The following is a 22,710-nucleotide window of genomic DNA, read 5'->3' as shown; positions in this document are numbered from 1 at the left end:
GAGCCTGTCAGTACCTCGGCGCGTTACGGGACCGCTGGAGCCGCGCGCTCCGGCGGTCCCGTGCGTTCCAGCACGCCTTGTGCCAGTGTCTGCGCTCGTCCACGTCGCCCTCCCGCGGCCAGGCGACGACGTGCGGCACCCCCGGCGGGATCTCCTGGTCGCACCCCGGGCACCGGTAGTGCTTGGCCGCCCCGCCGCCCCCCAGGTGCCGTACGACCCACTCCTCGCCGCGCCATTCCTCGGTACGTTCGAGACCGTAGCGGCCCCCGCCCGCGTGATCGGCTGGCTTCTCACCGCCGCGAGGGCGGTTTCGACGCGGAGACACTGGGCACCTCGGGAAATCTGCGGGGTCACGGGCCGTCACCACCCTACGCGGCTCCGTCATGGGGCGTAGTCGGCCACCACAATCCTGCGATCATCAGGAAACTTCGGTCCAGGCCGTGCCCTTGGCACGTGTCACCCGTTGTTGCCTGTTAGGGGGATGTCGCGTCGGCTGCGAGGAGGCAGAAGAGCGATGCGCGTTGGGGCTTTCATTCTGGCCGCTCAGTTTCCCGGTCAGGGGCAGGGGGAGGCACTGCACCGGGCGGTGCGGTCCGCGGAGGTCGCCGAGGAGGCCGGGCTCGATGCGGTCTGGCTGGCGGAGCACCACTTCATGCCGTACGGAGTGTGCCCGTCGGCGGCGACGCTGGCCGCCCTGCTGCTGGGCCGTACGCAGCGGATCGGTGTCGGCACGTCCGTCAGCGTGCTGCCGACACAGCACCCGGTCGCCCTCGGGGAGCAGGCGGCCATACTGCACCTGACCACCGGCGGGCGGTTCACGCTCGGTGTCGGCCGGGGCGGTCCCTGGGTGGACCTGGAGGTGTTCGGCACCGGACTGGCCGCCTTCGAACAGCACTTCCCCGAGTCGCTGGACCTGCTGCTGCGCTGGCTGCGCGAGCCGAGGGTCGGCGCCGCGGGAGAACGTCACTCCTTCCGGGAGGTGGCCGTCGTACCGCGGCCCGACGAGTCGCTGGAGATGCCGGCCGGGCCGCCCGTCGTCCTCGCGTGCACCTCGCCCGGGTCGGTACGGCTGGCCGCCGAGCGCGGGCTGCCCATGCTGCTCGGGATGCACAGCGGTGACGAGGACAAGGCCGGGATGGTCGCGCTGTGGCGCCGGCTCTCGCTGGCGGCCGGGCGGGACCCGGCCGAAGTCGCGGCGGCGGAGCACGTCTCGGCCGGTGTGGTGCAGGTCGGCGACACCCGCCAGGGCGCGGCCGAGGTCCTCACGAAGGCGATGCCGGGCTGGCTGCGGCGCGGGCTGGCGGCCCATGAGACGGTCGATGGCCGCCACCGCGCGACGCGTGACCCGCTGGCGTACACCGAACTGCTCTGCGATCTGCATCCGGTCGGGTCGCCGAAGCTGTGCGCCGACCGGCTCGCGGCCTCGGCGGAGCGGACGGGCATCCGGCGCTTCGCGCTGCTCGTGGAGGGCTCCGGCGATCTGGACGCCACCGAGGAGAATGTGCGGCGGCTGGGCGCCGAGGTGCTGCCGCGGCTCGGCTGAACCGCAGGCGCAGAGGAGGACGGGCGCGGGGATGGCGGGCCGGTGGGGTGGGCCGGCCCGCACGGGGCCACCACCGCCTGGCGTGAAAGTGCCGCTCCGCGGCCCCGTGAACGGAAGACCCCGTTCACGCGTCGCCGACTCTGCGTGATCGGCGCCGGGTTGGCCGATGCTGCCGCTGGCGCGTCCTTGCCGCACGGCCTCCGTCGCGCGTGCGCAGCGGCAGCATCTCCGGTCAGCAGTCGCGCAGCTCGGGCGACTGGTTCAGCAGCTGGCCCCGGATGGAGGTGAACTTGGCCAGCCTGTCGTCCGCCGACGGGCCGAGCGGGAAGACCGCGACCCGGTGGCAGTTCTGGAAGGCCAGCCGCACACCGAAGTGGCGCTCCAAGGACCCGCGTATCGCGTCACTCGCCAGCGCACGCAGCAGCTGACCGCGCGCCTGCTCGTCCGGCGGCGGCGTCTGGTTGTCGGCGAACTGACCGCCGTCCACCTTCAGCTGGGCCGCCAGGGAGCTGATCATTCCCCATGCGTAGGGCAAGGAGGTCCGGACGCAGTCGACAAATTCCGCTTCGTCGACCTCGCCTCGCTCGGCCTGTTCGAGGAGGGCCGGTGAGACGTCGAGCGACATGAGGTTCTCCTCTCGCGGCCCCGCCGGGACGGGGCCTCAGGGATGGGACGGGGTTTCGCGACGGAGCGTGTCCGTATCACGACGCCCCGCTTCAACGGTATGCCGCCCATCCGGCCCGCACCAGGAGATTGCAGAGACAACCGGTCACCGGCCGAGCGGGCGCTTCAGGGGCGAATCGCGTCGGTGGCCTCCGGTCGAGTAGCGTGGCGCACCATGCGTCTCGTCATTGCCCGTTGCTCCGTGGACTACGCGGGCCGGCTCAGTGCCCACCTCCCGTCGGCCCCTCGCCTGATCCTCGTGAAGGCGGACGGTTCGGTCTCCATCCACGCGGACGACCGGGCCTACAAGCCCCTCAACTGGATGTCCCCGCCGTGCACCCTCAAGGAGGGCGACGGCAGCGTGTGGACGGTGGAGAACAAGGGGGGCGAGAAGCTCATCATCACCCTGGAAGAGGTGATGCACGACTCCGCCCACGAGCTGGGGGTGGACCCGGGTCTGATCAAGGACGGGGTGGAGGCGCACCTCCAGGAGCTGCTCGCCGACCGGATCGAGACCCTCGGCGAGGGCTACTCCCTCATCCGGCGTGAATACCCCACCGCGATCGGCCCGGTGGACATCCTGTGCCGGGACGCGGACGGCGGGACGGTCGCCGTGGAGATCAAGCGGCGCGGCGAGATCGACGGTGTCGAGCAGCTCACCCGCTACCTCGAACTCCTCAACCGTGACCCGCACTTGGCGCCGGTCAAGGGTGTCTTCGCGGCCCAGGAGATCAAGCCGCAGGCGCGGGTGCTGGCCACCGACCGCGGTATCGGCTGCGTCGTGCTGGACTACAACGCGCTGCGCGGCATCGAGGACGACAAGCTGCGACTGTTCTGAACGGCTCCGCCCGCCGCGGGCGGGTCCGGGGCCGCTGAGCACACGGCCCGCATGGTCCGCCGGTACGGACGACGACGGCCCGGTACGGGAGCGCCCGCCCAGGGAGGCGGACGGTCACGTACCGGGCCGTCGTGCTGCGCTCAGGCGTTGTCCGTACCGCCGGTCGTACCACCGCCGGTGGTGGTCGCCGAGCCGCTGCCGTTGCCGCTGCTGGGAGCCGGGTTGCCGGTGGTCCCGGTCGGGGTCTGGCTGGTCGGCTTGTCCGTCGGTTTGTCGGTGGGCTTGTCGGTCGGTTTGTCCGTGGGCTTGTCGGTGGGCTTGTCCGTCGGTTTGTCGGTCGGCTTGTCCGTCGGCTTGCCGGTGCCCGTCCCCGTGTCGCTGGGCCGGGTGGTCGGGTCGGTCGGCCGCGTCGTCGGGTCGGTCGGGCGGGTGGTCCCGTCCGTGGGCCGGCCGGTCGTCGGGTCCGTCGCGCCGGTGCTCGGGGCGGGCGTGCCGGTGCCCGGCCGGCCGCTGCTGCCCGGCGTCGTGGAGCCGGGTCCGGTGGCCGTGCCGGGGCGGCTGCCCTGGCCGGTGCGGGTGCGGTCGGCGCCCGGCTGGTCGGCGGGCAGACCGTCGCCGTCGTGGCCCGTTTCGGCGGACTGCTCGGTCTTGACCTTCTCGCCCGTGCCGTTGTCGGACCCGGAGACCGCGCCCAGGGTGACGACCGTGCCCAGTACGGCGATGAGCAGCGCGCCCGCGCCCGCGGCGACCAGGTTGCGCCGGGCGCCGAGGGCCAGTGCCTTGCGGTTCCTGCCCTTGCCGCCCGGTGCGCCGGCCGAAGGGCTGCCCGCCGCGACGCCGCGGGTGACCACGGTGGGTGCGGTCGCGTCGACGGCCGGGGCCGCGGCGAGCCCGGCGGGCACCCCGCCGGGCGGCGAGGCCGACTCCTCCGACCGCGCGTCCGGGATCTCCTCGCCGGCCGGCGTGGCCGTGCCGGCGGGCGGGGTGAACGTGCCGGAGCGGTCGGCGACCAGGGCCAGCGCACGCCGTCCCGCGACGGTGCCGCGCCGGTCGGAGAGCACGCCGCGCAGTCCTATCGACGCCTCCAGCTCGGCCCGCGCCCGGTCCAGGTTGCCGGTGCACAGGGCGAGCACGCCCAGCTCGTGATGGAAGTACGCCTCCTCGGCCACTTCCCCGGCGATCCGGGCGGCCTCCGCGCCGTGCCGCAGGCTGCGTTCCCAGGCGCTCCAGCTCAGCGCGGCGGCGAAGGCCGGAGCCGCCGTACGGGCCAGCAGCACGGCGGCGCTGGGGTGGCCGCTCTCCCGGCTGCCGGTCAGGATGCCCATCGCGGCCAGGATCGCGTCGGCCTCGGCGGCGGCCCGTTCGGGGGTGACCGAGGGGTGGCCGGCCCACCAGGCGTAGTGCTGGGCGGCGGTCAGGGCCCGCTCGCCCGCGCCGTCGTCGTACCCGGCGTCCGCCAGCTGGTCCTCGACGGTCGCCGCGAGCCGGTAGTGGGACCCGGCCGGGGTGATCAGTCCGCAGTCCAGCAGTTCGCCGAGGGCGGCGTCCGCGTGGGTGTCCTGGACGAGGGCGGGCAGGTGCGCCTGGTGCGGCAGCTCGCCGCCCAGCGCGACCGCGAAGCGCAGCGTCTCGCGGGCCGCGTCGCTCAGCCCGGAGGCGATCAGCGGCGCGGGCGAGGCGGCCTCGGCGACGGTCGGCAGCGGTGCGCCGGGCCCGTCGCCGGCCGTGGAGGCGTCGTCGGAGTGCTCGCCGTATGTGTCGAAGGTGTCCTGCCCGGTGCGCAGCCGCTGCCGCAGCAGTGCGCCGGCCTGGACGAAGCGCAGCGGCAGCCCCTCGGACTCGAACCACAGGTCCGCGGCCCACGCGGTCTCGTCGTCGGTGAGCGGCCGGCCGACGACGCCCTCCAGCAGGTCCCGGCAGGCGCCGCGGCCGATGCCGCCGAGGAAGACCTCTTCGAGGTGGGAGCCGGGCGAGGGGGCGGCGACATCCGGGGTGGCGGCGAGCAGGAAGGCGCACTCGGGGGTGGCGCCCAGCAGCTCGTCCAGCGCGGCGCCGCCGAACTCCAGGTCGTCCAGGACGACGATCGCGCCGATCTCGCCGAGCAGGCGCAGCAGCTCGCCGCGGTCGGGGCGGTGCAGCGGGGCCCGGTGGACGGCGGCGAACAGCTCGTACATCACGTCGGTGGGCGTGCGGTGGTACCCGGAGAGCCGCACCACGCCGTCGGGGGCCAGGCCGTCGCAGGCGGTGGCGGCGGCGTCCAGCAGGCGGGTACGGCCCGATCCGGAGGGTCCGGTGACGCGTACGGATCTGCCGCGGGACAGCAGCCGCACCAGCCGGTCGGTCTCTTCGGCGCGTTCCAGGAGCGTGCCCTGGCGGCCCGCGGAGACCGGTACGGCGGGCGGGGCGGCGGCGCGTGCCAGCTCGGCGCGCTCCGCGGGGCCGTGCTTGCCGGGGACGGCGGGCTGCTCGCCGGGCGGGCAGGGTTCGATCTCGCTGCCGTCGACCGGGTTGACGGTGAGCAGGTAGGGGCCCGACACGAGCTGTACGGTGCGTGCGAGCCCGCCGGGGGCGGCCGCGGAGCCGCCGGGTACCGGCGTGGGCGTCGTGGCAGGGGCGTCCTGCTCGCCGTACTCCTCAGGTCCCCGGTTGGTGTTCGGGTCCATGGTGAAATGCCCCCCAGATGCGCTTGGCGTGCCGACCGACCGTTTGCGTCCCGGCCGTCCGCACTCCCCCAGCCTCCGGCCGGGGTGCTCCCCGGCCGCCGCTTCTGGTCCGGTGCCCGCCGTGCGGTGTACCGGACGGCGGAAAACCGAACCTTAGACCTTCGCCCAGTATCTATGATGCGCCGGGGTCCGTTCCTGCCCGGAACGTCACAGTGTTGTGAGAATCCTTCGGGTATGCGGCTTTGATCTTGCGGCCGGTGCCGTTCACGCCGGGGCCGGTGCCGTTCGCGCCGGTGGCGGGCGCCGTGCGCACCGGCGGCCGGTGGCGCACCCGCTCCGCCCGGCCGCCTTCAGACCCGCGGCAGGGTCTCGGCCGCGATGCCGCCCTCGATGGCGAGGATGCGGTGCAGTCGGGTGGCGACCAGCAGCCGCTGCATCTGCGGCGGTACGCCGCGCAGTACGAGGCGGCGGTTGGCCCGCCCGGCGCGGCGGTGCGCGCCCATGATCACGCCGAGGCCGGTGGCGTCCCACGAGTCGAGGCCGGTCAGATCCAGCACGAGGTCGCCCTGGCCGGAGTCGACGGCGGCGTGCAGGGCGGTCCGGGCGTCCGCCGCGCTGCGGACGTCGAGGCGGCCCCCGACGACCAGCTCGGCGTGGTCGCCCCTGATGTGCATATGCGCTCCCCGGGTGATGAATGCTCGATCGTTACGTCTACAGAACTGACTGCCTCTCATGCGGCGAAGTTGCCGCCTGTAAGCGAACCGATACCGAATTCACCCTGGAGGGTGAAGGCGCCGTATCCGTGCGCCTGACGCGCCGGCCACCGGGAAGGTGTGCCGTCGGCGGCCGGCGCCCCGGCCGCCGCACCCGCGGCGGTGCCGGGGGCGGCGCCTGACGCTGCGTCAGCGCGGTGCGGGGTCCGGGCCCGCCCGACGCGGTATCAGTGCTCGTAGAAGCCTTGCCCACTCTTGCGGCCGATATCGCCGGCATCGACCATCCGCCGCATGATCTCCGGCGGGGCGAACTTCTCGTCCTGCGACTCGGTGTAGATGTTGTCGGTGGCGTGCAGCAGGATGTCCACGCCGGTCAGGTCGGCGGTGGCCAGCGGCCCCATGGCGTGGCCGAAGCCCAGCTTGCAGGCGGTGTCGATGTCCTCGGCGCTGGCCACCCCGGACTCGTACAGCTTCGCCGCCTCGACGACCAGCGCCGAGATCAGGCGGGTGGTCACGAACCCGGCCACGTCGCGGTTGACGACGATGCAGGTCTTGCCGACGGACTCGGCGAACGCGCGGGCGGTGGCGAGTGTTTCGTCGCTGGTCTTGTAGCCGCGCACCAGTTCGCACAGCTGCATCATCGGCACCGGCGAGAAGAAGTGCGTGCCCACCACCCGCTCGGGGCGCGCGGTGGCCGCCGCGATCTTGGTGATCGGGATGGCCGAGGTGTTGGAGGCGAGCACCGCCTCGTCCTTCACCAGCTTGTCCAGATTCTGGAAGATCTCGCGCTTGACGTCGATCCGCTCGAAGACGGCCTCGACGACGATGTCCGCGTCGGCCGCCGCGTCCAGGTCGGTCGTGGTGGTGATCCGGCCCAGCGCCCGCCCGGCGTCCTCGGCGGTCAGCTTGCCCTTGTTCACGAACTTCTCGTACGAGGCCTCGATGCCGCCCTTGCCGCGGGCCAGCGCGCCTTCCGTCACATCGCGGAGAACGACGTCCCAGCCCGCCTGGGCCGAGACCTGCGCGATGCCGGACCCCATGAGTCCGGCTCCGATGACGGCGAGCTTCTTTGCCACTTGCTGTCCCCTAACACGCTGTACACCTGACGGCTCTCGGCAGTGACGTTAGCGCTCGTCGGCGATCGATAGGAGGGTTAGAGATGCGCGTCACGTCTCAGATGACGGACATCACATCGCGCGCGCTCACCGGCCGCCGCGCACGGCGTAGTTGAGGACCTTTCCGCTGAGCGCGTCCTCCAGGTCGTCGAGCAGGACGAGCGCTTCGCGTGACACCTCGTCGGGTGCTCTTCCGGCCATCATGGCGCGGGCGATGTGCGCCGTGAGCGTGGCGTGCACCCAGTTGAGCTGACCCGCCACCAGGAGCGGCAGCCAGTCGTCCGCCGCGGCACCGGCCTCCTGACGGAGGGTCTCCTCCAGGCGGGTGAGCTGTTCCTGCTGGAGGTGCCAGAGGCGGGCCTTGAGGGTGGCGGCACCCTCGATGACCTGCAGGAAGCGGTCGTAGCCCGCGACCAGCCCGACGGCGGGCGAGACCGCCTCCACCTGCTCGCGCAGTTCGCGCAGCACGGCGGCGGCGGCCGACTCCCCCGCGTCCCGGCCGCGTACATGGCGCGCGAGGCGGTCCACCAGCCCGGCGCCGCGGTCCATGAAGAGGTCTTCCTTGGCCGGGAAGTAGTTGTAGACGGTGTTGACCGAGACCTCGCAGGCCTCGGCGATCTCCGCGATGGTCACCGCGTCGAATCCGCGCTCCAGGAACAGGCCGGTGGCCATGTCCGAGATGTGCTGGCGCGTCTGCCGCTTCTTGCGCTCCCTGAGTCCCTCAGCCATGCCCGCATCGTACGCCTTCTTGGTGCCTTTGAAATTTTGGAGTCGTTGCAAAATTTCAGTCCCTCTGTTTTTCTGTCCGGCATGGCAGTCATCACCGCGTCCGGGCTGGCCCGGACCTTCACCACCCCCCGCGGCACCGTCGACGCGGTACGCGGCATCGACCTCACCGTCGAGCGCGGCGAAATCCTCGGCCTGCTCGGCCCAAACGGCGCCGGAAAGACCACCACCCTGCGGATGCTCACCACGCTCCTCGCCCCCACCGGCGGCCGCGCGACCGTGGCCGGCTGCGATCTCGTCCGCGACCCGGCCGGCGTCCGGCGCGGCACCGGGTACGTCGCCCAGTCCGGCGGCGTCGATCCCCACCTCTCCGTACGGGAGGAACTGGTGACCCAGGACCGCCTGTACCGCCTGCCGAAGGCGCGCGCCGCGGCCCGCGCCGAGGAACTGGCACACGGCCTCGGCCTCGACGGACTGCTGGACCACACGTGCGCGGCGCTGTCCGGCGGGCAGCGGCGGCGGCTGGACATCGCGATGGGCCTGCTGCACCGGCCCGCGGTGCTCTTCCTGGACGAGCCGACGACCGGGCTCGACCCCGGCAGCCGGGCCGATCTGTGGGAGCTGGTCCGGCGGCTGCGTACGGACTTCGGCACCACTGTCGTCCTGACCACCCATTACCTCGACGAGGCGGACGCGCTCGCGGACCGTCTGGTGGTCGTGGACCAGGGCGTGGTGGCCGCCGAGGGCACCCCGCGCGCGCTCAAGGCCGAGTACGCCGGCTCGCCCGACGCGTCCCTCCAGGACGCCTTCCTCACGATCACCGGGCGCGGCCCCGCCCCGGCGGACACCGCCCCCGTAGCCGTCTGACCGCCCCACCTCAGGAGTCCCGTATGTCCTCCGTGCTGTCCGACACCGCCCTGATCTTCGGGCGTTACGCCCGGCAGACCCTGCGCTCCAAGGTGCAGATGCTCTTCGGCGTGCTGATGCCGCTGCTCTACCTGTTCTTCTTCGGCCCGCTGCTGACCCGGCTGCCGCTGGCCTCCGAGGGCAGCTCCTGGCAGGTCCTGGTGCCCGGCCTGCTGCTGCAACTCGCGCTCTTCGGCGCCTCGTTCTGCGGCTTCGCGATCATCCTCGAAAAGCAGTACGGCGTGGTGGAGCGGATGCGGGTGACGCCCGTCAGCCGGCTCGCGCTGCTGCTGGGGCGGGTGCTGCGGGACACCGCGCTGCTCACGTTCCAGGCAGTGCTGCTGGTGCTGGCGGCGCTGGTGATGGGGCTCCGGGCGCCGCTCGGCGGCATCCTCATCGGCTTCGCGTTCGTCGCCGTGACGGCCGTCGCCCTCTCCACCCTGTCGTACGCGCTGGCCATGAAGGTCGCCACGCCGCAGGAGTTCGGGCCGGTCGTCAACGCCGCCACCATGCCCGCGATGCTGCTGTCCGGCCTGATGCTGCCGATGGCCCTGGCACCCGGGTGGCTCGACGTGTTCTCGCGGTTCATGCCGCTGCGCCACCTCGTGGACGGCGTCCGCGCGGCCTACGTGGGCGACTACACCGGTACGCCCGTGCTGTACGGAGCGCTGGTCGCCGCCGGACTCGCCGTGGCGGCCACGGCGGTCTGCGCCCGTGCGTTCCGCAAGGCCGCGGCGTAGGCCCCGCCCACGCGGCCGAGGCGCGGCGTAGGCTCGCCCGTATGGTCAATCTGACGCGCATCTACACCCGTACCGGCGACAAGGGCACCACCGCCCTGGGCGACATGAGCCGTACCGCCAAGACCGACACGCGGATCGCCGCCTACGCGGACGCCAACGAGGCCAACGCGGCGATCGGCGTGGCCATCGCCCTCGGCTCGCTGCCCGAGGACGTCGCCGCGGTCCTCGTCCGGGTGCAGAACGACCTCTTCGACGTGGGCGCCGACCTGTCGACGCCGGTGGTGGAGAACCCCGAGTTCCCGCCGCTGCGCGTCGAGCAGTCCTACATCGACAAGCTGGAGGCGGACTGCGACCACTACCTGGAGAGCCTGGAGAAGCTGCGCAGCTTCATCCTGCCCGGCGGTACGGCGGGCGCCGCGCTGCTGCACCAGGCGTGCACGGTGGTACGCCGCGCCGAGCGCTCCACGTGGGCGGCGCTGGAGATGCACGGCGACACCATGAACCACCTCACCGCCACCTACCTCAACCGCCTCTCCGACCTCCTGTTCATCCTGGCCCGTACGGCCAACAAGGAACAGGGCGACGTGCTGTGGGTACCGGGCGGCGAGCGGTAGACAGCGTCACCAGGACGCGCGCGAGCCCTGGCCCGCCCCGGCCTTGTCCCGCTCGCGCTCGTCCGTTTCGCCCGGGGGCAGGTACCCCTCCGGGGCCTTCTTCGGCCAGACCGTGTAGCTCACCGCGATGATCAGGTTGATGCCGATGACGAAGAGCATCCTGACCTGCCAGCCGTGCAGCGAACCGGTTTGGGCCGGGTTCCCCACGTACCAGGCCGCAAGCTGCAGCAGCCCTATCGCGATCAGCGAGGCGAGGATCCAGAGGCCCGCCGACTGCCACTCGAAGACCGTGCGCTCCCTGCCGTACTTGGGCGCCGGTACCGGCGGCGGGCCGCCCGCGAAACGGTGGGCGAAGCGGGCGTCCACCCACTTGATCGTGCGGTGCCCCAGCACGACCGAGAATCCGACGTACACGGCGGCGAGCCCGTGCTTCCAGTCGGCCTCCGCGCCGTTCTTCAGGTCGATGGCCGTGGCGACCAGCAGGATGATCTCCAGCAGCGGTTCCAGCAGCAGGACGGCGGCACCGGTACGCGGCATCCTCGCCAGGTAGCGCAGCGCCAGCCCGGCGGCCAGCAGCACCCAGAAGCCGACCTCGCTGACGATGATCAGTGTGACGATCACGGGACTCCCCTTCTTTCCGGTCCCTTCCAGGCTCACCCCGGAATCCGGCCGTCACCTCGTCGTCCGCGATGATCCGGGGCTGCATCTTTCGATGTAGCGCGCGGCGGAACGGGTTCCGCCGGGACGTGGAGGCGACGGGCCGCGCCGCCGTGTTTGATGGAGGGGTGACCGCGAGACCCTTCGCCGCCCTGGGGCGCCCGCACCGCGACGACGTGCAGATCGCCGTCGGCGGGCTGCTCGGCGGGCTGCTGCTGTGGGGACTGGGACTGCACAGCAGCCCGCCGCTGCTGGACGTGCCCTCCTGGCTCGTCCTGGTGCCGCTGGCCGTCCTGTCCGGCACCGAACTGCTGCGCCGGACCGCACCGCGGACCGCACTGGGCGTGGCCACCGCCGCGCTCGCACTGGACGTGTGCTGCGGCGGGCTGATCGTCACGATCGTGATGTTCACCGACATCGTCTACGCCGCGGTGCTGTACGGGCCCCCGGGCACCGCCCGGCGCGTTCCGGTCATCAGCGTCCTGCTCACCGTCGTCGCCACCATCGTCCCGGTGGCGATCCTGCACGACCCGCAGGCGCTGCTGCTCGGCCTCGGCGTCGGCGTGATCACGATCAGCCCCGCCTGGACCGGCCTGATCATCCGCGAACACCGCAACGCCACCCGGGCCGCCCGGCTGGAGGCCGAACAGACCGCGCTGCTGGCCGAGATGGACCGTACGCAGGCCATCATCGCCGAACGCGCCCGGATGGCCCGCGAACTGCACGACATGGTCGCCAACCACCTGTCGGCCATCGCGATCCACTCCACGGCCGCGCAGGCCCTGGACGACCCCGGCGCCACCCGCGAGGCGCTCGGCGTCATCCGCGAGAACAGCGTCCAGGGCCTCGCCGAGATGCGGCGCCTGATCGGGCTGCTGCGGGACGCGAAGGGCGCCGGCGGGGCGGCGGAGGCCACCCCGACCCTGGAAGGCCTCGAAGCGCTGCTGGCGCAGGCCCGCGTCAACGGGGCGGGCAGCGGTCTGACGTTCACCTTGGAGGACGGCCGGGCGGACGGCGCCCCACGCCTGCCCGCGCCGGTCGAACTGGCCGCGTACCGCATCGTGCAGGAATCCCTGACCAACGCCCTCAAGCACGCCGCGCCCGGCGAGGTGGCCGTCCGCATCACCCACGGCCCCGGCGGCCCGCTCACCGTCTGCGTCACCAGCCCCTTCGGCGACCGGCCCGGCCCGCGTGCGCCCGGCTCCGGGGCGGGCCTGGTCGGCATGCGGGAGCGGATCGAACTGCTCGACGGCCGGTTCGAGGCCGGTCCCGAGGACGGCGGCGGGCACGCCGACGGCAAGGTATGGCGGGTACGGGCCACCCTTCCCGCCCGCGAGGAGGAAGAACAACGATGACAGCTGCCACCGGCCACCCGGTCCGGGTGCTGATCGCCGAGGACCAGTCCGCCGTACGGGCCGGGCTGGTGCTGATCCTGCGCTCCGCCCCCGACATCGAGGTGGCCGGGGAGGCCGCGGACGGCGAGGAGGCGGTGCGGCTGGCCCGCGAACTGCGGCCCGACCTGGTCCTGATGGACATACAGATGCCCAAGCTGGACGGCGTCTCGGCCACCCGGACCATCGTCGCCGAGGAACTGGCCGACGTCCTGGTGCTGACCACCTTCGACCTGGACGAGTACGTCTTCGGGGCGCTGCGGGCCGGCGCCGCCGGCTTCCTGCTCAAGGACAGCGAGGCGGCGGCGCTGCTGGACGCGGTGCGCACGGTGGCCGCCGGGGAAGGGCTGATCGCCCCGGCGGTGACCCGGCGGCTGATCGCGGAGTTCGCCAGTCCCCGTACCGTACGGCGGTCCGCCGGCGCGGCGCCGGACCCGGCCGTGCTGGACGTGCTGACCCGCCGCGAACGCGAGGTGCTGGGCTGCCTGGGGCAGGGCCTGTCGAACGCCGACATCGCGGACCGTCTGGAGATGGCGGAGGCCACCGTCAAGACGCATGTCAGCCGCCTGCTGGGGAAGCTGGAGCTGCGCAGCCGGGTGCAGGCGGCGGTGCTGGCGCAGGAGTTGGGTGTCAACGGCGGCTGATGGGGGTAACGGCCGCCGCTGCCGCGACCGGGCGCGGCGGAGGTTGCCACTCACTTTGGTCCAGACCTCTTGACCGTAGGTCTGGACCTTTTTACGCTCCCTTCACATCTTTGCGGTGAGCGCGCCCCACAGCGCTCACCGGGCGGCGCAGGTTCCCCCACCCTCCACCCCCTTACCTGGGAGCATCCGTGACACCCGGAACCCTGACACGCACCACCCACGCCCGACGAAGAGCCCTCGCGGCCCTCACCGCACTCCTCCTGCCCGTGGCCGCGCTGATCGGTCTGGCCGGCGCCACCCCCGCGCACGCCGCCGAGTCGGCGACCGCCACGTACACCAAGGTCTCCGACTGGGGCACCGGCTTCCAGGGGCAGTGGACGGTGAAGAACACCGGCACCACCACCATCGACGGCTGGACCGTCGAGTGGGACTTCCCCTCCGGCACCACCGTCGGCTCCGCCTGGGACGCCCAGGTCAGCGGCTCGAACGGCCACTACACCGCCAAGAACGTCAACTGGAACGGCACCATCACCCCCGGCGCCTCGGTCAGCTTCGGCTTCATCGGCGCCGGCTCCGGCGGCGGCGACGTGACCGGCTGCAAGCTCAACGGCGGCTCCTGCGACGGGGCACAGCCCGGCGACACCCCGCCGTCCGCGCCCGGCAAGCCGGCGGCAGGCGACATCACCGACACCTCCGTACGCCTGACCTGGACCGCCGCCACCGACGACAAGGGCATCAAGAACTACGACATCCTCCGCGACGGCACCAAGGTCGCCACCGTCGAGAAGCTCGCCTACACCGACACCGGCCTCACCAAGGGCACGGAATACACCTACACGGTCGTCGCCCGCGACACCGCCGATCAAACCGGCCCCGCCAGCGACGCCACCACCGTCCGCACCACCGGCGGCGGACAGCCCGGTGACAACCCGCCCTCCGCTCCCGGCAAGCCGGCGGCGGGCGACATCACCGACACCTCCGTACGCCTGACCTGGACCGCCGCCACCGACGACAAGGGCGTCAAAAACTACGACATCCTTCGCAACGGCACCAAGGTCGCCACCGTCGAGAAACTGGCCTACACCGACACCGGCCTCACCAAGGGCACGGAATACACCTACACGGTCGTCGCCCGCGACACCGCCGATCAAACCGGCCCCGCCAGCGACGCCACCACCGTCCGCACCACCGGCGGCGGCGGGCAGCCCGTCGACGCGGTCAAGCTGGGCTACTTCACCGAGTGGGGCGTCTACGACCGCAACTACCACGTGAAGAACCTGGTCAGCTCCGGCTCCGCGAGCAAGCTGACGCACATCAACTACGCGTTCGGCAACGTCCAGGGCGGCAAGTGCACCATCGGCGACGCCTACGCGGCCACCGACAAGGCGTACACCGCCGACCAGAGCGTCGACGGCGTCGCCGACACCTGGGACCAGCCGCTGCGCGGCAACTTCAACCAGCTCAAGAAGCTCAAGGCGAAGTACCCGAACATCAAGATCCTGTGGTCCTTCGGCGGCTGGACCTGGTCCGGCGGCTTCACCGACGCGGTCAAGAACCCCGCGGCCTTCGCCGACTCCTGCTACCAGCTGGTCAACGACGCACGCTGGGCCGGCCTCTTCGACGGCATCGACCTGGACTGGGAGTACCCCAACGCCTGCGGCCTGACCTGCGACACCAGCGGCCCCGCGGCCTTCAGCGACATGATGAAGGCGATGCGCGCCAAGTTCGGCAAGCAGCTGGTCACCGCCGCGATCACCGCGGACGGCTCGGACGGCGGCAAGATCGACGCGGCGGACTACGGCGGCGGCTCGCAGTACGCCGACTGGTACAACGTCATGACGTACGACTTCTTCGGCGCCTGGGACAAGACCGGCCCCACCGCCCCCCACTCGCCCCTGACGTCCTACCCCGGCATCCCGAAGCAGGGCTTCACCACCGACGCCGCCCTGCAGAAGCTCAAGGCCAAGGGGGTCCCCGCGAAGAAGCTGCTGATCGGCATCGGCTTCTACGGACGCGGCTGGACCGGCGTCACCCAGGACGCCCCCGGCGGCACCGCCACCGGCCCGGCGCCCGGCAAGTACGAAGCGGGCATCGAGGACTACAAGATCCTCAAGGCGAGCTGCCCCTCCACCGGCACCGTCGCCGGCACCGCCTACGCCCGCTGCGGCGGCAACTGGTGGAGCTACGACACCCCGGCGACGATCACCGGCAAGATGACGTACGCCAAGCAGCAGGGGCTGGGCGGCGCGTTCTTCTGGGAATTCAGCGGTGACACGGCCAACGGCGAACTGATGACCGCCATCGACAGCGGCCTGAAGTAGCCCGGCCACTCCCCCGGACCGGCCGGGGAGGCGGTGTCGCCCCCGCCTTCCCGGCCTCCGGCCGGTACGCCGGCACGAGCGCCGCGCCGGCGGTCTCAGCAGTTCGCGGCATAGCGGACGCAGCCGGGCGGCGTGTGGCTCCTCTCCCACTGCTGCTGCCCGATCATCAGCACCCCGCCGGCCAGGAGAGCCACCAGCAGCTGTGCGGTCACCGTCCAGCGGGCACGGAAGGCACCGGCGAGAGCCGCCACGACCAGCGCGGCGATCAGCAGAACCTGCACCCGCCCGGTGTGTGCCAGGGCAGCCGCGTCGATCCGCTCCTGTCTGCCTTGTGCCGCCCATACCTCAAGACCGAGGCCCAACATCCAGTCCAGCACGAGCCACGCGGTCTCCAGCAGGAACAGCGGGATCGCCAGGGCGAGGTCCACGCTTCGGCTTGCCGGCCGCGACCAAGGGCGCCGGCGCTTCGGTGGATGAGCGGTGTTCGCCATGACCGCATGGTGCCGAGCGGGACCGTGAGTATGCATGAGTACACGTACTCAGCTGCGCTTCCGCCGCCCCGCCTGTTTAAGCCACATTCACCCTCTGGCCAGGGGGCGCCGCCTCCAGCCACGCCAGGAAGCCCGTCAGGGCGTCTTCGCTCATCGCCAGCTCCAGCCTCGTACCGCGGTGGCGGCAGGCGAGCACGACGGAGTCGGAGAGCAGGGCCAGCTCTTCCTCACCCTGGGGGGTGCGGCGTTCCAGCACCTCGATGGCGAAGCGTTCAAGGACGCGGCGGGGGCGGGGCGCGTAGGAGAAGACGCGGAACCACTCGACCCGGTCGCCGTTGTAGCGGGCGACGCCGTAGATCCAGCCTTTGCCGCTGGGCTCGGCCTCCTCGTCGGGCACGTTCCAGCGCAGGCTGCAGTCGAACGTGCCGCCGGAGCGCTGGATGAGCCGTCGCCGTAGACCGAAGACGAAGAGCCCCAGCAGCACCAGTACGACGACCGCGCCGCTCACGAGCAGAGCGAGGACCATCCGAACCGACCTCCTCGCCTTGATGGGGGGACCCACGCGCCGGTTCGGGCGCGAGGGGGAAAACGCACCTGCATTGCCTCAGCCGCGGACCGCCCTGGAAGGTTCCAGCGCAGCCCGCGGCTGAGGGACGAACTCGTCGGTGGTGGGCTTCAGTGCACGCCCGCCACCGCGCGCAGCCGGACATCGGCGCGGCGCTCGGCGGCCGCGTCGGCCTCCGACTTCGCCCGCTCCAAGGCCCGCTCCGCGCGCTGGACATCGATCTCGTCGGACAGCTCGGCGATCTCCGCGAGCAGAGACAGCTTGTTGTCGGCGAACGAGATGAAGCCGCCGTGCACGGCGGCGACGACGGTGCCGTCCCCGTCCTCGCCGGTCGTACGAATCGTCACCGGTCCGGACTCCAGCACGCCGAGCAGCGGCTGGTGCCCCGGCATGACGCCGATGTCGCCCGACGAGGTGCGCGCGACGACCAGGCTGGCCTCGCCCGACCAGACCTGACGGTCGGCGGCGACCAACTCGACGTGCAGCTCAGCCACGATGGCTCCTCGGGTCTCCACCTGCCGGGTACGGCAGATGTTGGGTCAAATACTAGTGGTCGTTCGGACCGGGGGCGGCCAGGGCCGCCCCCGGAACGCGGCCGGGCTCAGGAGACGCCCAGCTCCTTGGCGTTCGCCTTCAGGTCCTCGAGGCCACCGCACATGAAGAACGCCTGCTCGGGGAAGTGGTCGTAGTCACCGTCGGCGATCGCGTTGAACGCCGCGATGGACTCGTCCAGCGACACGTCCGAGCCGTCGACACCGGTGAACTGCTTCGCCACGTGGGTGTTCTGTGACAGGAAGCGCTCGATGCGGCGGGCGCGGTGGACGGTGAGCTTGTCCTCCTCGCCCAGCTCGTCGATGCCGAGGATCGCGATGATGTCCTGCAGGTCCTTGTACTTCTGCAGGATCGTCTTGACCCGCGAGGCACAGCTGTAGTGGTCCTGCGAGATGTACCGCGGGTCCAGGATGCGGGACGTCGAGTCCAGCGGGTCCACCGCCGGGTAGATGCCCTTCTCCGAGATCGGACGCGACAGCACGGTCGTGGCGTCCAGGTGGGCGAAGGTGGTGGCCGGCGCCGGGTCGGTCAGGTCGTCCGCGGGGACGTAGATCGCCTGCATCGAGGTGATCGAGTGACCACGGGTCGAGGTGATGCGCTCCTGGAGGAGGCCCATCTCGTCCGCCAGGTTCGGCTGGTAACCCACCGCGGACGGCATACGGCCGAGCAGGGTGGACACCTCGGAACCCGCCTGGGTGTACCGGAAGATGTTGTCGATGAAGAAGAGGACGTCCTGCTTCTGGACGTCACGGAAGTACTCCGCCATCGTCAGACCGGCCAGCGCGACCCGCAGACGGGTGCCCGGGGGCTCGTCCATCTGGCCGAAGACCAGCGCGGTCTTGTCGATGACGCCGGAGTCCGACATCTCCTCGATGAGGTCGTTGCCCTCACGGGTGCGCTCGCCGACACCGGCGAACACCGACACACCGTCGTGGTTGTTGGCCACGCGGTAGATCATTTCCTGGATGAGGACGGTCTTGCCGACGCCCGCACCACCGAACAGACCGATCTTGCCGCCCTTGACGTACGGGGTCAGCAGGTCGATGACCTTGACGCCGGTCTCGAACATCTCGGTCTTGGACTCCAGCTGGTCGAAGCTGGGGGCCTTGCGGTGGATCGGCCAGCGCTCGTTGACCTCGACCGTGGACGGGTCCACGTTCAGGATCTCGCCGAGGGTGTTGAACACCTTGCCCTTGGTGACGTCGCCGACCGGGACGGTGATCCCGGCGCCGGTGTCGGTCACCGTGGCCTGGCGGACCAGACCGTCGGTGGGCTGCATGGAGATGGCGCGGACCACGCCGTCACCCAGGTGCTGCGCGACCTCCAGGGTCAGCGTCTTGAGCTTGCCCTCTTCGGCCGGGTCGGCGACCTCGACGTGCAGAGCGTTGTAGATGTCCGGCATCGCGTCGACGGGGAACTCCACGTCGACGACCGGGCCGATGACCCGCGCGACGCGGCCCGTCGCCGTGGCCGTCTCAACAGTGGTGGTCATAGTTGTCAGTCACTCCCCGCGGTCGCGTCGGCCAGTGCGCTCGCGCCACCGACGATCTCGCTGATTTCCTGGGTGATTTCGGCCTGGCGGGCCGCGTTGGCAAGCCGCGAGAGCGACTTGATGAGTTCTTCCGCGTTGTCGGTCGCCGACTTCATCGCGCGCCGCGTGGCGGCGTGCTTGGAGGCGGCGGCCTGCAGCAGCGCGTTGTAGATGCGCGACTCGACGTACCGCGGCAGCAGGGCGTCCAGGACGTCCTCCGCCGACGGCTCGAAGTCGAACAGCGGCAGGATCTCGCCCTTGGCCGACTCCTGCGCGTCCTCGGCCGTCTTCTCGAGGCTGAGCGGCAGCAGCCGGTTGTCCACCGGCGTCTGCGTCATCATCGAGACGAACTCGGTGTAGACGATGTGCAGCTCGTCCACGCCGCCCTCGGCCGTGTCCTGCTGGACGGCGGCGATCAGCGGCCCGGCGACGGCCTTGGCGTCCGCGTACGTCGGGCTGTCGGTGAAGCCGGTCCACGAGTCCGTGACCTTGCGCTCACGGAACCCGTAGTACGAGACACCCTTGCGGCCGACGATGTAGGTGTCGACCTCCTTGCCCTCGGCCTTGAGCCGCCCGGTGAGCTGCTCGGCGGCCTTGATGGCGTTGGAGGAGTAGCCGCCGGCCAGACCGCGGTCGCTCGTGATGAGCAGCACCGCGGCCCGGGTGGGCTTGTCCACCTCGGTCGTCAGGGCGTGCTTGGTGTTCGAACCGGTCGCAACCGCCGTCACCGCGCGGGTGAGCTCACTCGCGTACGGCGTCGATGCCGCCACCTGGCGCTGCGCCTTGACGATGCGCGAGGCGGCGATCATCTCCATCGCCTTGGTGATCTTCTTGGTCGCGGTGACGGAGCGGATGCGACGCTTGTAGACCCGGAGCTTGGCTCCCATGGATCAGGTCCCTTCCGTCGTCACTTGCTCGTGCTGACCGGAGCGTCCTCACCGAGAAGCTTGCCGTCCGAGGTCTCGAACTGCTGCTTGAAGGTGGCGACGGTGTCGGCGAGCGCCTGGATGGTGTCGTCGGACATCTTGGCGCCCTCGGCGATGCTGGTGAGCAGCTCCTTCTTCTCGCGGCCCATCCAATCCAGCAGCTCGCGCTCGAAGCGGCGGATGTCCTGGACCGGGACGTCGTCCATCTTGCCGGTGGTACCGGCCCAGATGGAGACGACCTGCTCCTCGACGGGCATCGGCTGGTACTGGCCCTGCTTGAGCAGCTCGGTCATGCGCTGACCACGGGCGAGCTGGGCCTTGGAAGCCGCGTCCAGGTCGGAACCGAAGGCGGCGAACGCCTCCAGCTCACGGAACTGGGCGAGGTCCACGCGGAGCCGGCCGGAGACCTGGCGCATGGCCTTGTGCTGGGCGGAGCCACCGACGCGGGAGACGGAGATACCGACGTTCAGCGCCGGGCGCTGGCCCGCGTTGAACAGGTCGGACTCCAGGAAGCACTGGCCGTCGGTGATGGAGATGACGTTGGTCGGGATGAACGCCGACACGTCGTTCGCCTTGGTCTCGACGATCGGCAGACCGGTCATCGAGCCGGCACCGAGCTCGTCGGAGAGCTTCGCGCAGCGCTCCAGCAGGCGGGAGTGCAGGTAGAAGACGTCACCCGGGTACGCCTCACGGCCCGGCGGGCGGCGCAGCAGCAGGGAGACGGCGCGGTAGGCGTCGGCCTGCTTCGAGAGGTCGTCGAAGATGATCAGGACGTGCTTGCCCTGGTACATCCAGTGCTGACCGATGGCCGAGCCGGTGTAGGGCGCCAGGTACTTGAAGCCCGCCGGGTCGGACGCCGGGGCGGCGACGATGGTCGTGTACTCCAGGGCACCGGCCTCCTCCAGCGCGCCGCGCACGGACGCGATGGTGGAGCCCTTCTGGCCGATGGCGACGTAGATGCAGCGGACCTGCTTCTTCGGGTCGCCGGAGCGCCAGTTGTCGCGCTGGTTGATGATCGTGTCGACGGCCAGGGCGGTCTTGCCCGTCTGGCGGTCGCCGATGATCAGCTGACGCTGGCCACGGCCGATCGGCACCATCGAGTCGACGGCCTTGTAGCCGGTCTGCATCGGCTCGTGGACCGACTTGCGGACCATGACGCCCGGAGCCTGGAGCTCCAGGGCGCGGCGGCCCTCGGACTCGATCTCGCCGAGGCCGTCGACCGGGTTGCCCAGCGGGTCGACGACGCGGCCGAGGTAGCCCTCGCCCACGGCGACCGAGAGCACCTCTCCGGTGCGGCGCACCGGCTGGCCCTCCTCGATACCGCTGAACTCACCGAGGACAACCGCACCGATCTCGCGCTCTTCCAGGTTCAGCGCAAGACCGAGCGTGCCGTCCTCGAACTTCAGCAGCTCGTTCGCCATCGCCGAGGGAAGACCCTCGACCTTCGCGATGCCGTCACCGGCCTCGCTGACCGTCCCGACCTCCTCGCGCGAGGCCGCGTCCGGCTTGTACGCCTGGACGAAGTTCTCCAGCGCGTCCCGGATCTCCTCCGGCCGGATCGTGAGCTCCGCCATCTGGGTTCCCTGCTCTCCTTGTTGGGCCCGTCGTCGTTTACGGGGGGCTGTACGTCCCCCGCCGCAGGCAGGGGCGGTTGCCCCCGTGATGTCACTGCGTCCACGGCCCAACTCGGGCCGCCGTACTACTTCTTGAGTTGGTGGGTGGGTCAGCCGGCCATCCGCCGGGACGCCTCTTCGAGGCGTGCCGCGATGCTGCCGTTGATGACCTCGTCGCCGATCCGGACCTGGACTCCGCCGAGGACCTCGGGGTCCACGTCGAGGTTCAGGTGGACCTGCCGTCCGTACACCGCCGCAAGGGCCGCGCCGAGGCGCTGCCGCTGGGTGTCGTCGAGCGGCACCGCGGAGGTGACCACCGCGACCATCCGGTCCCGGCGGGCCGCGGCCAGCTTGGACAGGGCGTCCAGCCCAGCTTCCAGGCTACGGCCCCGCGGCTGTGCGACAAGCCGGACCACGATGCGCTCGGTGACCGGGTTCACCCGGCCGCCCAGGAGCGAGCGCAGCAGCTCGGCCTTGGCCGGGCCCTGCGCGGTGCGGTCGGTCAGCGCCGCGCGCAGTTCGTGCGACGAGGCGACGATCCGGCTGAACCGGAACAGCTCGTCCTCGACGTCGTCGAGGGCGCCGGCCCGCTGGGCCGCGACGAGGTCGGCGCCGTACGCCAGCTCCTCCGTCGCGTCCGCCAGGTCGCGCGAACGCGACCAGCGGGAGCGGACCATGCCGGAGAGCAGGTCGACGGTCTCGCCGCCGACCTGGCCGCCGAACAGGCGCCCGGCCAGCTCGGCCTTGGCCTCGCCGGCCTGCGCCGGGTCGGTGAGGACCCGACGCAGCGACACCTCGCGGTCGAGCAGAGCGGTGACGGCAGCCAGCTCCTCGGCGAGCTTCGCCGCGTCGACGACCGTGTTGTCGGTCAGCGCGTCGAGCTGCTCGCGTGCGGAGGCGAGTGCCTCGCGGCTCGCTCCATTCATCGGCCGGCCTCTGCCTTCGTCGAATCCGACGCCGCCTTGGCCTCGAGGTCGTCGAGGAAGCGGTCGATGGTCCGGCTCTGGCGGGCGTGGTCCTCGAGGGACTCACCGACCAGCTTGCCCGCCAGTTCGGTGGCGAGCTTGCCCACGTCCTGGCGCAGCGACTGCGCAGCCTGCTTGCGGTCCGCCTCGATCTGCGCGTGGCCGGCCGCGATGATCTCCTCGCGCTGCCGCTGGCCCTCGGCACGCATCTCGGCGATCAGGGTCGCTCCCTGCTCCTGCGCCTCCTGGCGCATCCGGGCGGCCTCGTGGCGCGCGTCGGCGAGCTGGGACCGGTAGTCCTCCAGGACCTGCTGGGCTTCGGCCTGTAGGGCCTCCGCCTTCTCGATACCGCCTTCGATCTTCGCGTGGCGCTCGTCCAGAACCCTGTTGATGTTCGGGAGGAGCTTCTTCGCGAGGAAGCCGAAGACGATGAAGAAAGCGATCAGGCCGATGACCAGCTCTGGAATCGGCGGGACGAGGGGGTTCTCAGGAACCTCCGCCGCCATGTTCACCAGGGCGCTCACATCAATGCC

At 71.4% G+C, this 22,710-nt stretch carries 23 protein-coding genes; 8 read left to right on the top strand and 15 right to left on the bottom strand.

Annotated elements, in window-relative coordinates; all coding sequences use genetic code 11:
* Positions 1-7: 7 nt before the first annotated feature.
* Entirely contained in the window at positions 8-325 is a 318-nt protein-coding gene (locus tag ACZ53K_RS11585; protein ID WP_078624473.1) for an ATP/GTP-binding protein, read from the bottom strand.
* Between the two features lie 189 nt (positions 326-514).
* Here ACZ53K_RS11585 and ACZ53K_RS11580 point away from each other — a divergent pair, with 189 nt between their 5' ends.
* Positions 515-1,543 (top strand): LLM class flavin-dependent oxidoreductase, encoded by a 1,029-nt coding sequence (locus ACZ53K_RS11580; RefSeq protein ID WP_468834215.1) that lies wholly within the window; start codon positions 515-517, stop codon positions 1,541-1,543.
* A gap of 232 nt (positions 1,544-1,775) precedes the next feature.
* On the opposite strand, the gene ACZ53K_RS11575 is transcribed toward ACZ53K_RS11580, so the two are convergent.
* Positions 1,776-2,168, bottom strand: coding sequence for an SCO5389 family protein (locus ACZ53K_RS11575; RefSeq protein ID WP_468834212.1), 393 nt, complete (start codon positions 2,166-2,168; stop codon positions 1,776-1,778).
* A 213-nt stretch (positions 2,169-2,381) separates the two neighbouring features.
* On the opposite strand from ACZ53K_RS11575, the gene nucS reads away from it, so the two are divergent.
* Positions 2,382-3,044, top strand: coding sequence for an endonuclease NucS (nucS, locus tag ACZ53K_RS11570; RefSeq protein WP_360132050.1), 663 nt, complete (start codon positions 2,382-2,384; stop codon positions 3,042-3,044).
* A 140-nt stretch (positions 3,045-3,184) separates the two neighbouring features.
* Here the strand turns inward: nucS and ACZ53K_RS11565 are convergent, their stop codons facing one another.
* The 4 genes from ACZ53K_RS11565 to ACZ53K_RS11550 form a co-directional block, all read right to left on the bottom strand.
* A complete protein-coding gene (locus ACZ53K_RS11565; RefSeq protein ID WP_468834210.1) occupies positions 3,185-5,707 on the bottom strand; it encodes an ATP-binding protein in 2,523 nt (840 codons plus the stop codon).
* Between the two features lie 350 nt (positions 5,708-6,057).
* Positions 6,058-6,381 (bottom strand): STAS domain-containing protein, encoded by a 324-nt coding sequence (locus tag ACZ53K_RS11560; RefSeq protein WP_468834207.1) that lies wholly within the window; start codon positions 6,379-6,381, stop codon positions 6,058-6,060.
* Between the two features lie 266 nt (positions 6,382-6,647).
* Positions 6,648-7,496, bottom strand: coding sequence for a 3-hydroxyacyl-CoA dehydrogenase family protein (locus ACZ53K_RS11555; RefSeq protein ID WP_468834205.1), 849 nt, complete (start codon positions 7,494-7,496; stop codon positions 6,648-6,650).
* A gap of 126 nt (positions 7,497-7,622) precedes the next feature.
* On the bottom strand, positions 7,623-8,264 hold the full coding sequence (locus ACZ53K_RS11550) for a TetR/AcrR family transcriptional regulator (RefSeq protein WP_468834202.1): 642 nt from the start codon (positions 8,262-8,264) through the stop codon (positions 7,623-7,625).
* 81 nt (positions 8,265-8,345) lie between these two features.
* On the opposite strand from ACZ53K_RS11550, the gene ACZ53K_RS11545 reads away from it, so the two are divergent.
* Genes ACZ53K_RS11545 through ACZ53K_RS11535 form a run of 3 tightly spaced genes read left to right on the top strand, consistent with a single transcriptional unit; the run spans position 8,346 to position 10,521 of the window.
* Positions 8,346-9,128, top strand: a complete 783-nt coding sequence (locus ACZ53K_RS11545) for an ABC transporter ATP-binding protein (protein ID WP_468834200.1) — start codon at positions 8,346-8,348, stop codon at positions 9,126-9,128.
* A 23-nt stretch (positions 9,129-9,151) separates the two neighbouring features.
* The gene (locus tag ACZ53K_RS11540) at positions 9,152-9,907 is read left to right on the top strand and encodes an ABC transporter permease (RefSeq protein ID WP_468834198.1); all 756 of its coding nucleotides are present in this window, start codon (positions 9,152-9,154) and stop codon (positions 9,905-9,907) included.
* A 41-nt stretch (positions 9,908-9,948) separates the two neighbouring features.
* Entirely contained in the window at positions 9,949-10,521 is a 573-nt protein-coding gene (locus ACZ53K_RS11535) for a cob(I)yrinic acid a,c-diamide adenosyltransferase (RefSeq protein ID WP_468834195.1), read from the top strand.
* A gap of 6 nt (positions 10,522-10,527) precedes the next feature.
* On the opposite strand, the gene ACZ53K_RS11530 is transcribed toward ACZ53K_RS11535, so the two are convergent.
* Positions 10,528-11,142: a hypothetical protein gene (locus ACZ53K_RS11530; protein ID WP_468834193.1), complete on the bottom strand. Its 615-nt coding sequence runs from the start codon at positions 11,140-11,142 to the stop codon at positions 10,528-10,530.
* A 164-nt stretch (positions 11,143-11,306) separates the two neighbouring features.
* Here ACZ53K_RS11530 and ACZ53K_RS11525 point away from each other — a divergent pair, with 164 nt between their 5' ends.
* The 3 genes from ACZ53K_RS11525 to ACZ53K_RS11515 all read left to right on the top strand — a co-directional run bounded on the left by ACZ53K_RS11525 (position 11,307) and on the right by ACZ53K_RS11515 (position 15,534).
* Positions 11,307-12,533 carry a sensor histidine kinase gene (locus tag ACZ53K_RS11525; protein ID WP_468834190.1) on the top strand — a complete coding sequence of 409 codons (1,227 nt, stop codon included), beginning with the start codon at positions 11,307-11,309 and terminating at the stop codon, positions 12,531-12,533.
* The gene (locus ACZ53K_RS11520) at positions 12,530-13,213 is read left to right on the top strand and encodes a response regulator (RefSeq protein WP_468834187.1); all 684 of its coding nucleotides are present in this window, start codon (positions 12,530-12,532) and stop codon (positions 13,211-13,213) included. The genes ACZ53K_RS11525 and ACZ53K_RS11520 overlap by 4 nt, the downstream gene beginning before the upstream one ends.
* Positions 13,214-13,401: 188 nt before the next feature.
* Positions 13,402-15,534 (top strand): glycosyl hydrolase family 18 protein, encoded by a 2,133-nt coding sequence (locus ACZ53K_RS11515; protein WP_468834185.1) that lies wholly within the window; start codon positions 13,402-13,404, stop codon positions 15,532-15,534.
* 95 nt (positions 15,535-15,629) lie between these two features.
* Here ACZ53K_RS11515 and ACZ53K_RS11510 read toward each other — a convergent pair whose 3' ends face one another.
* The 8 genes from ACZ53K_RS11510 to ACZ53K_RS11475 all read right to left on the bottom strand — a co-directional run bounded on the left by ACZ53K_RS11510 (position 15,630) and on the right by ACZ53K_RS11475 (position 22,683).
* The gene (locus ACZ53K_RS11510; RefSeq protein WP_468834182.1) at positions 15,630-15,962 is read right to left on the bottom strand and encodes a DUF6234 family protein; all 333 of its coding nucleotides are present in this window, start codon (positions 15,960-15,962) and stop codon (positions 15,630-15,632) included.
* Between the two features lie 139 nt (positions 15,963-16,101).
* A complete protein-coding gene (locus tag ACZ53K_RS11505; RefSeq protein WP_468834180.1) occupies positions 16,102-16,551 on the bottom strand; it encodes a DUF2550 domain-containing protein in 450 nt (149 codons plus the stop codon).
* A gap of 149 nt (positions 16,552-16,700) precedes the next feature.
* Positions 16,701-17,084 carry a F0F1 ATP synthase subunit epsilon gene (locus ACZ53K_RS11500; protein ID WP_003981308.1) on the bottom strand — a complete coding sequence of 128 codons (384 nt, stop codon included), beginning with the start codon at positions 17,082-17,084 and terminating at the stop codon, positions 16,701-16,703.
* A 107-nt stretch (positions 17,085-17,191) separates the two neighbouring features.
* The gene (atpD, locus tag ACZ53K_RS11495) at positions 17,192-18,634 is read right to left on the bottom strand and encodes a F0F1 ATP synthase subunit beta (protein WP_468834177.1); all 1,443 of its coding nucleotides are present in this window, start codon (positions 18,632-18,634) and stop codon (positions 17,192-17,194) included.
* A 5-nt stretch (positions 18,635-18,639) separates the two neighbouring features.
* The gene (locus ACZ53K_RS11490; RefSeq protein WP_468834175.1) at positions 18,640-19,560 is read right to left on the bottom strand and encodes a F0F1 ATP synthase subunit gamma; all 921 of its coding nucleotides are present in this window, start codon (positions 19,558-19,560) and stop codon (positions 18,640-18,642) included.
* 20 nt (positions 19,561-19,580) lie between these two features.
* A complete protein-coding gene (gene atpA / locus ACZ53K_RS11485) occupies positions 19,581-21,173 on the bottom strand; it encodes a F0F1 ATP synthase subunit alpha (protein WP_030649803.1) in 1,593 nt (530 codons plus the stop codon).
* Positions 21,174-21,322: 149 nt separating this feature from the next.
* Positions 21,323-22,138, bottom strand: a complete 816-nt coding sequence (locus ACZ53K_RS11480; RefSeq protein WP_468834173.1) for a F0F1 ATP synthase subunit delta — start codon at positions 22,136-22,138, stop codon at positions 21,323-21,325.
* Positions 22,135-22,683, bottom strand: coding sequence for a F0F1 ATP synthase subunit B (locus ACZ53K_RS11475; protein ID WP_468834541.1), 549 nt, complete (start codon positions 22,681-22,683; stop codon positions 22,135-22,137). The genes ACZ53K_RS11480 and ACZ53K_RS11475 overlap by 4 nt, the downstream gene beginning before the upstream one ends.
* Positions 22,684-22,710: the final 27 nt, after the last annotated feature.

The sequence above is a fragment of the Streptomyces sp. NPDC033221 genome (assembly GCF_055577005.1).
The sequence above is the reverse complement of the archived record's forward strand: the minus strand, read 5'-3'. Positions and strand labels throughout refer to the sequence as shown.

Bases quoted from the DNA above. Each gene is read 5' to 3' on its own strand.
- ACZ53K_RS11475 (WP_468834541.1), bottom strand. From the start codon at position 22,683: ATGGCGGCGGAGGTTCCTGAGAACCCCCTCGTCCCGCCGATTCCAGAG.
- nucS (WP_360132050.1), top strand. From the start codon at position 2,382: ATGCGTCTCGTCATTGCCCGTTGCTCCGTGGACTACGCGGGCCGGCTC.
- atpD (WP_468834177.1), bottom strand. From the start codon at position 18,634: ATGACCACCACTGTTGAGACGGCCACGGCGACGGGCCGCGTCGCGCGG.
- ACZ53K_RS11540 (WP_468834198.1), top strand. From the start codon at position 9,152: ATGTCCTCCGTGCTGTCCGACACCGCCCTGATCTTCGGGCGTTACGCC.
- ACZ53K_RS11575 (WP_468834212.1), bottom strand. From the start codon at position 2,168: ATGTCGCTCGACGTCTCACCGGCCCTCCTCGAACAGGCCGAGCGAGGC.
- ACZ53K_RS11535 (WP_468834195.1), top strand. From the start codon at position 9,949: ATGGTCAATCTGACGCGCATCTACACCCGTACCGGCGACAAGGGCACC.
- ACZ53K_RS11505 (WP_468834180.1), bottom strand. From the start codon at position 16,551: ATGGTCCTCGCTCTGCTCGTGAGCGGCGCGGTCGTCGTACTGGTGCTG.
- ACZ53K_RS11560 (WP_468834207.1), bottom strand. From the start codon at position 6,381: ATGCACATCAGGGGCGACCACGCCGAGCTGGTCGTCGGGGGCCGCCTC.
- ACZ53K_RS11550 (WP_468834202.1), bottom strand. From the start codon at position 8,264: ATGGCTGAGGGACTCAGGGAGCGCAAGAAGCGGCAGACGCGCCAGCAC.
- ACZ53K_RS11565 (WP_468834210.1), bottom strand. From the start codon at position 5,707: ATGGACCCGAACACCAACCGGGGACCTGAGGAGTACGGCGAGCAGGAC.
- ACZ53K_RS11520 (WP_468834187.1), top strand. From the start codon at position 12,530: ATGACAGCTGCCACCGGCCACCCGGTCCGGGTGCTGATCGCCGAGGAC.
- ACZ53K_RS11545 (WP_468834200.1), top strand. From the start codon at position 8,346: ATGGCAGTCATCACCGCGTCCGGGCTGGCCCGGACCTTCACCACCCCC.
- ACZ53K_RS11580 (WP_468834215.1), top strand. From the start codon at position 515: ATGCGCGTTGGGGCTTTCATTCTGGCCGCTCAGTTTCCCGGTCAGGGG.
- ACZ53K_RS11490 (WP_468834175.1), bottom strand. From the start codon at position 19,560: ATGGGAGCCAAGCTCCGGGTCTACAAGCGTCGCATCCGCTCCGTCACC.
- atpA (WP_030649803.1), bottom strand. From the start codon at position 21,173: ATGGCGGAGCTCACGATCCGGCCGGAGGAGATCCGGGACGCGCTGGAG.
- ACZ53K_RS11480 (WP_468834173.1), bottom strand. From the start codon at position 22,138: ATGAATGGAGCGAGCCGCGAGGCACTCGCCTCCGCACGCGAGCAGCTC.